Origin of the sequence: Nereida sp., from assembly GCF_965655635.1 — a bacterium.
Lineage (GTDB): Bacteria > Pseudomonadota > Alphaproteobacteria > Rhodobacterales > Rhodobacteraceae > Nereida.
Genome location: NZ_CBFHHE010000041.1, coordinates 1 through 13,128, shown reverse-complemented (window position 1 = coordinate 13,128; position 13,128 = coordinate 1). Strand labels below are relative to the sequence as shown.

Here is a 13,128-nt window from a genome sequence, read left to right as displayed (position 1 = left end):
ATTTGGCCGTGTTGACCAGATCAGTTACCCTTCAGTTGTTGCGCCGCTTGGGTTGATCACGGGCGCGGTTGATACAAATGCGACACTTGGGGACGCACAATGATCCGCACGCCACTTCGCCCCCTTGCTCGTATTTTGAAAGCCCGCGAAAGCGGCGAAAATCCTGATGCGATCGAGCGTGACAACAAACGTAAGCGTCACGAAGAAATGCGCGATCAGTCCCGCCGCCGTGCAGAGGGTAGCTTGGTGGTCTTGGGGCTGTTCTTTTTGACCGCATTCGGTGCTGTAGGTGGGCGCATGGCGACACTGTCTGCCTCGGATTTGGCGGAGCCGCGCAGCTCTGCGATGAACGTGCAAATCCGATCAAACCGCGCAGACATTCTTGACCGTCGTGGCCGCATTTTAGCGACAAATCACGATACGTATTCGCTGTATGCGCATCCTCATCAGATGATTGATAAGGACGGCACAATTGCAAAGTTGCTTGAGATATTCCCTGATCTGAACGAGCAAAAACTGCGCAAGGAACTTGGCGGCAATCGCAAGTTTGCGTGGGTTAAAAAACGGCTTAGTCCTGAGCAAAAGCAAGCCGCGCATGACATTGGTGACCCAGGGTTGCTGTTCGGGCCGCGTGAGATGCGTCTTTACCCCAACGGCGCGATTGCGGCGCATATCTTGGGTGGCACACGCTTTGGTGAACAGGGCGTAAGTAGTGCAGAAGTATTGGGTGTTGCAGGTGTTGAAAAGTTCTTCGATGACCGTCTACGCGACCCTGCCAAAGCCCATGAGCCGCTTGAGTTGTCGCTTGACCTGACGGTGCAGGCAGCATCCGAAGAAGTATTGTTCAACGGTATGAAGATCATGAACGCCAAAGGCGCGTCATCGGTATTGATGGACGCAAAATCCGGCGAGGTGATCAGCGTCGTTAGCCTACCTGATTTTGATCCCAACAACCGCCCGCGTCCCTTGACCGTTGCTGACAAAGACAAAGACCAAAGCGACAGCCCACTTTTCAACCGCGCGTTGCAGGGTGTGTACGAGCTTGGCTCGACGTTCAAGATTTTCACGGCCGCACAAGCTGTTGATCTGGATATCGCGGATGCCGAGACCATCATTGATACGAATGGTCCGATGCGTGTTGGACGGCGTTCTATCGGTGAGTTTGAGAACAAAAACTACGGCAAGCTCAGCGTGTCAGACATCATAGTGAAGTCTTCGAACCGCGGCACTGGACGCTTGGCGCTTGAGATCGGCGCAGAGCGTCAGCAAGAGTTCCTTAAATCCTTGGGCTTTTTTGAGGCCGCACCCGTTGAAACTGTTGAGCGTGGCACGCCTTTGCTACCCTCCAATTGGACCGAGTTGAGCACCGTGACCATCAGTTACGGCCACGGCTTGTCTACCTCGCCCGTGCAGCTTGCGGCGGGCTATGCAGCCATCGCGAATGGCGGCACTGCGGTCACGCCAACACTGTTGAAGCAAGACGGCACAGTGCCGCTTGGCCCCCGCGTCATGTCGCCCGAGGCAGCACGCGAGGCGCAAAAAATGCTGCGCGCTGTGGTCACAGATGGCACCGCAAGCTTTGGCGATGTGCCAGGGTATTCAGTTGCCGGTAAAACAGGTACGGCAGACAAGCCAAAACCAACGGGCGGATATTATGAGGACCGCGTCATTGCGACTTTTGCGACAATGTTCCCAAGCCATGATCCAACGTACGTTTTAATTGTGACATTGGATGAACCGGAGATCATGGGGCTGGGTCGGATGCGTCGCTCGGCAGGATGGACTGCGGTGCCGGTGACCGCTGAAATGATCCGGCGTGTGGCACCGCTTTTGGACCTGCGCCCAACTGTTGAACCTGCTACCCTTGCGCGTGTAACACTGACCTCACAGTAGGGCCTTCGCGGCAGCAACATGCGGCTGTCAGGGTGGGGCATCACTGGGTGTGTTTCTGAGGAGCATTGGCAGAAATGAAGATAAAAACACTTTCGCAACTTGGGCTGACAGCGGCGCGGGACGTTGCCATCACGGGGGTGGCTTTAGATAGCCGCGTCGTGGAAGCTGGCTTTTTGTTTGCGGCTTTTGCTGGTGCACAAGTTCACGGGGCCAGCTTTATCCAATATGCGCTGCGCCAAGGGGCTGCGGCGATTTTGACTGACCCTGAGGGTGCGGAGATCGCCAAGAAAGAGCTGACCGCCTCTGCTGCTGTGCTGATCATAGCAGATGAGCCGCGCCAAACGTTTGCGCGCGCCACGTCCCTTTGGTTCGGCGCCCAGCCCGAGACTATGGTGGCTGTGACGGGCACCAATGGCAAAACATCTGTCGCCACTTTTGTGCGGATGATTTGGGAAGAGATGGGCAAGCCCGCGGTCAACCTTGGAACAACCGGCGTTGAGGGGCACTGGACCGCACCGCTGGCGCATACGACGCCAGATCCCATTACGCTGCACGCGGCTTTGGCTGAGGCCACGCACAACGGTGTGGCATATGCGGCCATGGAGGCGTCATCGCACGGGCTGGATCAGCACAGGCTGGACGGGTGCCATATCAAAGTGGCGGGCTTTACGAATTTCACCCAAGATCATCTGGACTACCATGAAACGTTTGAGGCGTATTTCGCTGCCAAGATGGGTCTTTTCGAGCGCATTTTGGTCGAAGACGGCACAGCAGTTATTAATATTGACGATGCAATGGGGCCGCGCGTTAAGCAGCTTTGCGTCGCCCGTGATCTTGATGTGATAATCGTCGGCAAACCCGAGGACGCGGACCTGCACATATTGGATCACCGTCTTGATGCTACAGGCCAGACACTACGGATCGCGTGGCAAGGCAAAGCACGGACGCTGCGCCTGAACGTCATGGGGCAGTTTCAAGCAGAGAACGCCCTTGTTGCGGCAGGCATGGTCATTGCCGCAGGTGGCGCGGCGGATGAAGTATTTGACAGTCTTGCGCATCTCAAAACCGTGCGTGGCCGCATGGAGCTGGCCGCAACCCGCCAGAACGGCGCAGCGGTTTTCGTAGATTACGCGCATACGCCTGATGCAGTACGATCGGCTATTGCTTCGCTGCGTGGGCACATTATTGGCAAACTGGTTGCTGTCATTGGGGCCGGCGGTGACCGTGATACCGCCAAACGCCCTTTGATGGGTGCCGCTGCGGCCGCGGCTGCGGATGTAGTGATTGTGACTGATGACAACCCGCGCTCCGAAGACCCTGCAGCGATCCGCGCAGCAGTCACGGAAGGATGTCCAGATGCGATCAACGTGGCCGATAGGGCAGAAGCAATTCTTCGCGGCGTCGATATGCTGGAAGAGGGTGACGCTCTTTTGATTGCGGGCAAAGGTCACGAGACGGGTCAAATTATTGGTGCGGATGTTTTGCCATTTGATGACGTGGAACAGGCCAGCATTTCAGTGGCCGCTTTGGATGGGATGGTGTGAGATGAGCTTATGGACCAGTGCACAAGCGGTTGAAGCCACAGGTGGGGTCGCCCAAGGAAGCTGGGCCGTAGATGGCATCAGCATTGACACGCGCACCATTGCTGCCGGCGATTTATTCGTTGCGCTGAAAGACGTACGCGACGGGCATGATTTTGTGGCAGCAGCCTTTGAGGCCGGCGCGGGTGCTGCGATGGTTTCGCGTGTACCTGACGGCTTGCCAATCGATGCGCCACTTTTGATTGTTGATGATGTGTTGACCGCGCTTGAGCGGTTGGCAGTAGCCGCCCGCGCACGAACCGACGCCAAAGCTGTTGGTGTCACGGGCAGCGTCGGCAAAACCTCTACCAAAGAAATGCTTCGCGATGTGTTGTCTGCCCAAGGACGTACCCATGCGTCTGTGGCTAGTTACAACAATCACTGGGGCGTGCCGCTGACATTGGCACGAATGCCTGCGGATACACAGTTTGCCGTAATTGAGATGGGGATGAACCATCCCGGTGAGATTGCGCCGTTATCCAAGTTGACCCGCCCCCATGTGGCTATGGTGACAACGGTCGCGCCTGCGCATCTTGAGGCTTTTGAAAACATCGAAGGCATCGCGCGTGAAAAGGCTTCAATCATGGATGGGCTTGTCGCAGGCGGCGTTGCTGTACTAAACGCTGATATCGCGACGAGTGAAATTTTACAGAACCATGCGCTCAAATCGGGCTGCGAGATGCGGCTTTTTGGCGAAATGTCATCCGCCTACCAACTGCGTTCCGCCCGCGTTTTGAATGACCTCACTATTGTTGAAGCCCGCATTGAAACAGACACGGGCGCAGAAGACATTTTGTTTAAAGTGATGTCTGCAGGCACGCATTTTGCGATGAACGCGCTTGGTGCATTGGCGGTTGTGGATGCGCTAGGCGGTGATCTGGGCCGTGCAGCGATCGATATGGCGCGCTGGCAGCCGCCTGCGGGGCGCGGCATGCGCGAGCGGATTGTGCTTGATGTTGTTGAGACGGATGCTGTGATCGACCTAATTGATGATGCTTATAACGCCAACCCTGCGTCCCTTGCAGCGGCCTTGGCCGTGCTCAGTAGTGCAGAGCCGCAAGATAATCTTGGGCGGGTCAGCTCAGGCAGACGCATCGCAATCTTGGGCGATATGCTTGAGTTAGGCAGCGATGAAATGGCCATCCACGCAAGTGTTGCCCAAGATCCAAATTTGGCCTCCGTTAGCAAAGTGCATTGTGTCGGACCGCGCATGAAGGCGCTCTATGATGCTCTTGGGGCACCACAGCGCGGGCGGTGGTACGAAACGGCTGAAGAACTTGTTGCCGAAGTGAGCCATATTGTCGATGCCGGTGATGTGGTTTTGGTCAAAGGCTCATTGGGCAGCGGTGTCACTCAGGTCGTTGATGCCTTGCGTAAATTGGGTCAAAGCACTACCAGTATCACCTGAATCCTGACGAAGAACGGGGACGACCACAAAATGCTGTATTGGCTGACCGAGCTTTCTGACGGGGGCGATTTTTTTAACCTGTTTCGCTATATTACTTTTCGCGCAGGTGGGGCGTTTCTAACAGCGCTGATTTTTGGGTTTGTGTTTGGGCCGACCCTCATCAACGTGTTGCGCCGCAAACAAGGCAAGGGCCAGCCGATCCGTGAAGATGGCCCACAAGGTCACTTTGTCAAAGCGGGCACACCCACGATGGGGGGCTTGCTTATTTTGTCGGCCGTTCTGTTTTCAACGCTGGTTTGGGCGCGGTGGGACAATCATTTCGTCTGGCTGGTTTTGTTCGTCACGATGACGTTTGGGGCGATCGGCTTTGCGGATGACTATGCCAAAGTCTCAAAGCAAAACACCGACGGGGTCAGTGGCCGCGTGCGGCTTTTGTTGGGCTTTGTCATTGCGGGTATTGCTGGTTTTTGGGCCAGTCAGGTGCATCCGGACCAATTGGCCAATCAACTGGCGCTGCCGATTTTCAAAGATGCGCTGATTAACATGGGCTTTTTCTTTGTACCGTTTGCGATGATTGTCATCGTCGGCTCCGCAAACGCGGTAAACCTGACGGACGGTTTGGACGGTTTGGCGATCATGCCTGTGATGATTGCTGCTGGTACTTTGGGTGTGATTGCCTACGCGGTAGGCCGCGTGGATTTCACCGAATATCTCGATGTGCATTATGTGCCGGGCACAGGTGAAATTTTGATTTTTAGTGCAGCGCTGTTTGGCGGCGGGCTTGGCTTTCTTTGGTACAATGCCCCTCCTGCGGCGGTGTTCATGGGGGACACAGGTTCGCTTGCGCTTGGCGGTGCGCTCGGCGCGATTGCGGTGGCCACAAAGCACGAGCTGGTTCTTGGTATTGTGGGTGGGCTATTCGTGGTTGAGGCGCTTTCAGTGATTATTCAGGTGCTTTACTTCAAGCGGACCGGCAAAAGGGTTTTCTTGATGGCGCCTATCCATCACCACTATGAGAAGAAAGGGTGGGCCGAGCCACAGATCGTTATCCGGTTCTGGATTATCTCACTCATTCTCGCGATGATCGGTCTGGCCACGCTCAAAGTACGGTAAACTGTGAGCCGTTGGGCTTGGATATTTATAAACAAAAGAAAAAGTAGGGTGCGGCGATGATCCCTGTGCAAGGTTTTGAGGGTAAGCGGGTTGCGGTCTTGGGCCTTGGACGCTCGGGATTGGCTGCGGCGCATGCCTTGGAAGAAGGCGGGGCGGAGGCGCTTTGCTGGGATGACAGTGAGCAAGGACGTCTGCGTGCCGAAGGGCAGGGGCTTTTGTTGCAAGACCTGACCAAGCAAGGCGGGTTCGAAGATGTATCTGCCCTGATCGTTAGCCCCGGAATTCCGCATCTTTATCCCGCACCACACCCTGTTATTGCGCAGGCGTGGGCCGCCGGCGTGCCCGTTGATAATGACATCGGGCTGTTTTTCCGCAGTTACGCCACCAACGATTGGAATGCATTCGACCGTACGCCGCAGGTGATCGCCGTCACAGGCAGCAACGGCAAATCCACAACATCTGCGTTGATCCATCACATTTTGCAGGCAAGCGGCCGGCCCTCGCAGTTGGCTGGCAACATTGGCCGTGGGGTGTTGGACATTGAGCCTGCGCATGACGGCGAAGTGATTGTGCTTGAGTTGTCGTCTTATCAAACCGAGCTTGCGCGCGCTTTGACGCCCGATGTTGCAGTCTGGACAAATCTAAGCGCCGATCACCTTGATCGCCATGGGGGAATGGGCGGGTATTTTAATGCCAAGCGCCGACTTTTTGCAGAGGGTGGTCCAGAGCGGGCTGTCATCGGCATTGATGAAATTGAAGGGCAGTTTTTGGCCAATCAGACGGCTACAGCAGCGGGTGAAGACCGGGTGATTTCCGTCTCGGTTGAGCGCAAGCTGACGTCAAATGGCTGGAGTGTGTTTGCCAAGAAGGGCTTTCTTGCTGAATGGCGCAAGGGTCGCCAAGTCGCCAACATTGATCTGCGCGGCATTGCGGGTCTGCCCGGTGCACATAATCATCAAAATGCTTGCTCTGCGTATGCCGCCTGCCGTGCCGTGGGCATTGGTCCGCGCCAGATTGAGGCCGCACTTCATACTTTCGCAGGTTTGCCGCACCGGTCCCAGACTGTTGCAGAGCACCGTGGAATTCGTTTTGTGAATGATAGTAAAGCGACCAACGTGGATAGTGCCGCCAAAGCGCTTCAGGCATTCAAAAACGTACGCTGGATTTGTGGGGGCTTGCAAAAAGAGGGTGGTCTTGACGCGCTTCTGCCGCATCTAAGCAATGTTGAGAAAGCGTACGTCATTGGGCGCGAGGCAGAGAGTTTTGCGCGCCAGCTTAGCTGTGACACGGCCGTGTGCGGCGCAATGCAAGAGGCTGTTTCTCAGGCCATAGCGGATGCGCAGGAGGGTGATGTCGTCTTGTTGGCGCCAGCGGCTGCAAGTTTTGATCAATACGACAGCTTCGAGGCCCGCGGAGATGATTTTGTGGATTGCGTCAAGCGTGTGACCCCAGAGTAATTGGCGCTGACTTAGCCTGCGATTGCTGTCCCTGCGGACCATCCAGACGACCATGCCCACTGAAAGTTATAGCCGCCAAGCCATCCTGTAACGTCGACAACCTCACCGATGAAATAAAGCCCAGGCACGCTGCGGCTTTCCATTGTTTTTGAGTTGAGAGCATCGGTATTCACGCCGCCAAGGGTCACTTCGGCGGTTCTGTATCCTTCGCTACCTGTTGGGCGCATTTCCAATTGGGTCAAAACTGCCTCAAGCTGCGCCAGATCACTGTCGGATTGATCGGCCAAATTTCCGCTAAGACCCGCAATTTCAATGATGTAGTTGGCAAGTTTTGAGGGCAGATGCGCGCCCAGTGCTGTGTGAACTGCCATACGTCCGGCTTGTTGACGTTGGTCTTTGAGGGCCTGCACAATGTCGAGCGCAGGCTCAAGATGTAAGAACAAGCTGTCTTTTTCGTGCCAATAGGAACTGGCTTGTAAAATCGATGGTCCGGAAAGGCCGCGGTGGGTGATTAGTAACCCTCCTTCAAAAGCGGCGCCATTGCAACTGACCCGCGCATTTAGTGACACGCCCGCCATGGGCTTTAGGGCCTCCATGATATCTTGCCCAAAGGTAAGGGGCACCAACCCTGCGCGGGTCGGCAACACATCAATGTCAAACTGTAGCGCGATGCGGTAGCCGAAGTCTGTAGCACCCATTTTGGGAATAGATTTGCCGCCAGTGGCCACCACCAAATTCGCGGTTGAGACTGAGGTAAGCTTGCCCTCGTGCATTAAGGCTACATCAAAACCGTTTTCGGTCTTGGCTATATGCTCAACAGAGGTGTTGAGGCGAATGTCTGCACCGCGCGCTTGGGTTTTGAGTAGCTTGATGATGTCTTTGGCGGAGGTGTCGCAAAACAACTGACCCAGCGTTTTCTCATGGTACGGAATGCCCGCTGTTGCGACCATCTCGATGAAATCCCACTGGGTGTAGCGTGATAGGGCTGATTTGCAAAAATGCGGGTTCGCACTCAGAAAATTCTGTGGCTCTGCGTACATATTGGTGAAGTTACACTTGCCCCCGCCCGAAATGCGGATTTTTTCACCTGCCGCTTTGGCGTGATCCACAACCATAGTTTTTGGGCCGCTTTGGGCGGCGCACATCAAGCCTGCGGCGCCAGCGCCAATGATGAGTGTATTAACTTGCATATGTGGTGAGTGGCCCAGCTTACGTCCGTTGGCAAGCGAAGTGCCGCTTGGCGTACTCAGAAACCTCAAATTCATGCGTAATTTCCGTAGAATCACACGCGGTTTCATAGTAATGTAATGAGAGAGACCCCGAAAACGGGGCGATTGAGGCGGTTAGAGTAGGTAAAACATGACAGAAATGGTCTATGGCACGGTACCCGTGCGTAGCGGCGATGCTGTGCTTCCACGCTGGTGGCGCACGATCGACAAGTGGACAATGTCGTGCATTCTGATCCTGTTTGGGGTCGGTTTGCTGCTTGGGCTTGCGGCGTCCCCTCCGCTTGCTGCCAAGAACGGCTTAGCGCCGTTTCATTACGTAGAGCGGCAGATCCTTTTCGGATTTATAGCGATGATCACCATGTTTGTCGTCTCGATGATGCAGCCTGATATGGTGCGCCGCTTGGCGGTTCTTGGATTTATGGCCTCATTTGTTGCGCTTGCGGCTTTGCCTGTTTTTGGAACGGACTTTGGTAAAGGCGCGGTTCGCTGGTATTCGCTTGGGTTTGCGTCTTTGCAACCGTCCGAGTTTTTGAAGCCCGGTTTTGTTGTGATGGTGGCGTGGATGATGGCGGCCAGTCAGCAACTTGAGGGCCCTCCCGGTAAATCAATGTCGTTCATCTTGTGCGTTACGATCGTTTTGATGTTGGCGCTACAACCTGATTTTGGTCAGGCATGCTTAGTGTTGTTCGGCTGGGGCGTGATGTGGTTTGTCGCTGGCGCAACTGCTGTTTTGTTGATCGGTCTAATGGGGTTAGTCATCGCGGGTGGCTTTGTTGCCTATTCTTCAAGCGAGCACTTCGCGCGCCGCATTGATGGCTATTGGTCATCTGAAGTTGATCCCACAACCCAGCTTGGCTACGCGACCAATGCCATACGCGAGGGTGGTTTTTTCGGCGTGGGCGTTGGCGAAGGACAGGTTAAGCAGTCACTTCCCGATGCCCACACGGACTTCATTATTGCTGTCGCTGCTGAGGAATACGGGCTCTTTTTGGTGCTGATTATTATCCTTCTTTATACGGCAATCGTGCTGCGCTCGCTTCACCGTCTGACCCGTGAGCGGGATCCGTTCATTCGTTTGGCGGGTACGGGGTTGGCGTGCACATTTGGTATTCAAGCTTTGGTTAACATGGGTGTCGCGGTGCGATTGTTGCCGGCAAAAGGTATGACCCTTCCGTTTGTTAGTTATGGCGGATCGTCGTTGATTGCTGGTGGCATTGCTGTTGGGATGTTGCTCGCGTTCACACGTAAACGGCCGCAAGGTGAGATTGGTGATATCCTGTCCCGCCGAGGCGTGTAAGTCATGGCTGGCAAACCCCTCCTAATCATCGCGGCGGGCGGCACGGGCGGACATATGTTTCCCGCGCAAGCACTTGCTGAGGCGATGCTTGCACAAGGCTGGCGCGTCGTTCTGAGTACGGACGCGCGTGGTGCGCGCTACGCAGGTGGCTTTCCCTCAGAGGTGAAAATAGAGCAGGTCAGCAGCGCAACACTGTCGCGCGGTGGTATTTTCGCAAAAGTGTTGGCGCCGTTTCAAATCATTGCAGGGTGTGTGGGCGCAACTTTGGCAATGCTGCGCGACCGCCCTGATGTTGTGGTTGGGTTAGGCGGTTACCCATCAATTCCCGCTTTGACAGCGGCAACTTTGCTGCGTCGCCCTCGCATGTTGCACGAGCAAAATGGTGTATTGGGCCGCGTGAACAAACTGTTTGCGGCCCGCGTAAGCCGCGTTGCGTGCGGCACGTGGCCGATGAGCCTTCCAGGTGGCATCGAGGGCGTTCCAACGGGCAACCCCGTGCGTGAAACCGTGCTGGCCCGTGCTGCAGCGGGGTATATTCCGCCCGGAGACTATCCGATGTCGATTGTCGTCATTGGCGGCAGCCAAGGCGCGCGTATTTTATCTGATGTGGTTCCAGCGGCCATCGCGCGACTACCCGAAAATGTCCGCGCCAATGTGCGCGTCATCCATCAAGCACGCGGAGAAGACGAGCCCCGCGTCACTGAGTTTTATGTACAACATGGCATCGCGGCGCATGTGCAGCCTTTCTTTGATGATATTCCCAGCTTGTTTGCAGAAGCCCAGCTGGTCATCAGCCGTGCAGGTGCAAGTAGTGTGGCGGATATTTCAGTGATTGGCCGGCCATCGATCTTGGTGCCACTGGGTATTGCGACAGATGATCACCAAACCGCAAATGCGCGCGGGCTTGCAGAAGCTGGCGGCGCTGTGGTGATGGCCGAAGATACCTTTACGGTTGAGGCGGTCGCAGCGCAGATTTCAGCTATTCTCAGCGATCCGAGAAAAGCAACTTCGATGGCGCAGGCGGCGCTTGGGGCGGGGCGGCCAGATGCGACCCAAGCCTTGGCAGATCTCACATTAGAACTGGTGCAAAGCCAGCATAAAACACAAAAATAAAAAGACGGTAGGCACGGATATGGCAGCAACGAAACTTCCCACAAAATTAGGCGCGCTTCACTTTGTGGGGATCGGCGGCATTGGCATGTCCGGCATTGCCGAAGTACTTTTGGATCATGGCTATACCGTGCAAGGCTCGGACCTGAAGGCATCCAAAATCACTGATCGCTTGGCCAGTTTGGGGGCTAAAATTTTCGTCGGTCAGGCCGCTGAGAACCTTCAAGATGCTGATGTTGTGGTGATCTCTAGTGCGATCAAGCCCGGTAACGCTGAATACGATGCTGCACGGGCGAAGGGCCTACCGATTGTGCGCCGCGCCGAAATGCTGGCCGAATTGATGCGCTTGAAATCTAACGTGGCCGTGGCGGGAACCCACGGCAAAACCACGACGACAACCATGGTCAGCGCGTTGTTGGACGCGGGCGGTGTCGACCCGACTGTTATCAACGGTGGCGTAATTCACGCCTATGGCTCTAACGCGCGCGTGGGGCAGGGTGAATGGATGGTGGTTGAGGCCGACGAAAGCGACGGCACCTTCAACCGGCTACCCGCAACGATTGCCGTGGTCACCAATATTGATCCCGAGCATATGGAGCACTGGGGCAGTTTTGATAACTTGCGCAAAGGCTTTTTGGACTTTGTTTCGAATATTCCGTTTTACGGCTTGGCAGTGTGTTGCACGGATCATTCCGAGGTGCAGTCGCTGGTGGGCAAGATCACGGACCGGCGTGTTGTTACCTATGGTTTCAACGCACAGGCTGACGTGCGTGCGGTGAACCTGACGTACCGCAACGGGGCCGCGTATTTCGACGTGGCTTTGCAAGGCGAGGACCAGATGATCGAGGGCTGTATGCTGCCCATGCCCGGCGATCACAATGTGTCCAATGCACTGGCCGCAGTTGCTGTGGCGCGGCATCTTGGTTTGAAGCGTGACGAGATCAAATCCGCGCTTGAGAAATTCCGCGGTGTGAACCGACGTTTTACGCGTACCGGTGAAGTAGGCGGCGTGACCATTATTGATGACTATGCACACCATCCGGTTGAGATTGCTGCGGCCCTTCGTGCAGCGCGGCAGGCCACAGAGGGCCGCGTGATCGCAGTGCACCAACCACACCGTTATTCACGCTTGCACGACCTGTTCGATGACTTTTGCAGTTGTTTTAACGACGCAGATGTTGTGGCAATTTCCGAGGTCTTTGCCGCAGGCGAAGATGTGATCGAACACGCTACACGTGATGATCTGGTGGCGGGTCTGATCCGGCACGGCCATCGCCACGCACGTGCAGTTGTGGGTGAGGATGATCTTTTGCGCTTGGTACGCGAACAAGCCGTGGCAGGGGATATGGTCGTATGCCTTGGCGCCGGTACAATTTCCGCTTGGGCCAATGGCTTACCCGCAAAAATGGGAGCGGATCAATGATTGTGAGTGCATCCATCGTGTCATGTTGCCTTTGGGCTTTACTGGCCTGTGTTACAGCGCTGTTGCCGTTGCGCGTCCAGTATGCGCCCGCAATTATGTTGGCGATCGTTGTACCATTTTTGCTAATTTTCGTGGGATTTGAACATGGCCTTGGTGCAGTCGCACTTGGTCTTGGGTCGTTCGTGTCGCTGTTTCGCGTGTCACTTTTGTATGTAGCGCGTCAAATGACTGGCGAGCCTGTACGCTCATGATTGCTACTGTCTTGATCTGCGGTTGGGTGGTTCTTGCGCAAATCCTTCAATCGATCCCGTCCAAAGATAATCACTGGAGGCGGGCATATTTCATAATAGTGGTCGGTATTCCGACCCTCGGGATGGCAACGTATTCGGGTGGCGTTTGGGCGGCTGTTTTGGGGCTTGGTGTTGGTATTGCTGTGCTGCGCTGGCCGCTGTATCGCGGTGTGACTTGGCTTAAAGAAAAGGCACTACGATGACGGATTGGCCCGATGTGCGCGGACGACTTACCCAGGGGCGTGCCCTTGCGGACCTGACGTGGTTGCGTGTTGGTGGTCCCGCTGATGTGCTTTTCCAGCCTGCTGATGTGGATGATCTTTGTTCA

The 13,128-nt window shown here is 55.5% G+C and carries 11 protein-coding genes and 1 pseudogene; 11 read left to right on the top strand and 1 reads right to left on the bottom strand.

Features of this window, described 5'->3' with window-relative positions; genetic code table 11:
* Positions 1 to 99: 99 nt before the first annotated feature.
* The 5 genes from ACTF5M_RS10325 (at position 100) to murD (ending at position 7,451) form a co-directional block, all read left to right on the top strand.
* Complete coding sequence (locus ACTF5M_RS10325) at positions 100 to 1,893, top strand: peptidoglycan D,D-transpeptidase FtsI family protein (RefSeq protein WP_438960916.1); 1,794 nt, start codon at positions 100 to 102, stop codon at positions 1,891 to 1,893.
* 74 nt (positions 1,894 to 1,967) lie between these two features.
* The gene (locus ACTF5M_RS10320) at positions 1,968 to 3,437 is read left to right on the top strand and encodes a UDP-N-acetylmuramoyl-L-alanyl-D-glutamate--2,6-diaminopimelate ligase (protein ID WP_438960915.1); all 1,470 of its coding nucleotides are present in this window, start codon (positions 1,968 to 1,970) and stop codon (positions 3,435 to 3,437) included.
* Between the two features lies 1 nt (position 3,438).
* Complete coding sequence (locus ACTF5M_RS10315; protein ID WP_438960914.1) at positions 3,439 to 4,881, top strand: UDP-N-acetylmuramoyl-tripeptide--D-alanyl-D-alanine ligase; 1,443 nt, start codon at positions 3,439 to 3,441, stop codon at positions 4,879 to 4,881.
* A gap of 30 nt (positions 4,882 to 4,911) precedes the next feature.
* Positions 4,912 to 5,994, top strand: a complete 1,083-nt coding sequence (mraY, locus tag ACTF5M_RS10310; RefSeq protein ID WP_438960913.1) for a phospho-N-acetylmuramoyl-pentapeptide-transferase — start codon at positions 4,912 to 4,914, stop codon at positions 5,992 to 5,994.
* A 56-nt stretch (positions 5,995 to 6,050) separates the two neighbouring features.
* Positions 6,051 to 7,451, top strand: coding sequence for a UDP-N-acetylmuramoyl-L-alanine--D-glutamate ligase (gene murD / locus ACTF5M_RS10305; protein ID WP_438960912.1), 1,401 nt, complete (start codon positions 6,051 to 6,053; stop codon positions 7,449 to 7,451).
* 11 nt (positions 7,452 to 7,462) lie between these two features.
* Here the strand turns inward: murD and ACTF5M_RS10300 are convergent, their stop codons facing one another.
* Positions 7,463 to 8,641 carry an NAD(P)/FAD-dependent oxidoreductase gene (locus ACTF5M_RS10300; RefSeq protein ID WP_438960911.1) on the bottom strand — a complete coding sequence of 393 codons (1,179 nt, stop codon included), beginning with the start codon at positions 8,639 to 8,641 and terminating at the stop codon, positions 7,463 to 7,465.
* A 169-nt stretch (positions 8,642 to 8,810) separates the two neighbouring features.
* Here ACTF5M_RS10300 and ftsW point away from each other — a divergent pair, with 169 nt between their 5' ends.
* The 6 genes and pseudogenes from ftsW to ACTF5M_RS10270 form a co-directional block, all read left to right on the top strand.
* A complete protein-coding gene (ftsW, locus tag ACTF5M_RS10295) occupies positions 8,811 to 9,977 on the top strand; it encodes a putative lipid II flippase FtsW (protein WP_438960910.1) in 1,167 nt (388 codons plus the stop codon).
* A 3-nt stretch (positions 9,978 to 9,980) separates the two neighbouring features.
* The gene (locus ACTF5M_RS10290) at positions 9,981 to 11,090 is read left to right on the top strand and encodes a UDP-N-acetylglucosamine--N-acetylmuramyl-(pentapeptide) pyrophosphoryl-undecaprenol N-acetylglucosamine transferase (protein ID WP_438960909.1); all 1,110 of its coding nucleotides are present in this window, start codon (positions 9,981 to 9,983) and stop codon (positions 11,088 to 11,090) included.
* Positions 11,091 to 11,109: 19 nt separating this feature from the next.
* Positions 11,110 to 12,510 carry a UDP-N-acetylmuramate--L-alanine ligase gene (murC, locus tag ACTF5M_RS10285; RefSeq protein ID WP_438960908.1) on the top strand — a complete coding sequence of 467 codons (1,401 nt, stop codon included), beginning with the start codon at positions 11,110 to 11,112 and terminating at the stop codon, positions 12,508 to 12,510.
* Positions 12,441 to 12,761, top strand: coding sequence for a DUF2484 family protein (locus tag ACTF5M_RS10280; protein WP_438960907.1), 321 nt, complete (start codon positions 12,441 to 12,443; stop codon positions 12,759 to 12,761). The genes murC and ACTF5M_RS10280 overlap by 70 nt, the downstream gene beginning before the upstream one ends.
* Positions 12,758 to 13,003: a DUF2484 family protein gene (locus ACTF5M_RS10275; protein ID WP_438960906.1), complete on the top strand. Its 246-nt coding sequence runs from the start codon at positions 12,758 to 12,760 to the stop codon at positions 13,001 to 13,003. Before ACTF5M_RS10280 ends, ACTF5M_RS10275 begins: the two co-directional genes overlap by 4 nt.
* Positions 13,000 to 13,128 (top strand): annotated as a pseudogene (locus ACTF5M_RS10270) (UDP-N-acetylmuramate dehydrogenase); the annotation flags it as partial. The gene ACTF5M_RS10275 and the pseudogene ACTF5M_RS10270, both read left to right, overlap by 4 nt.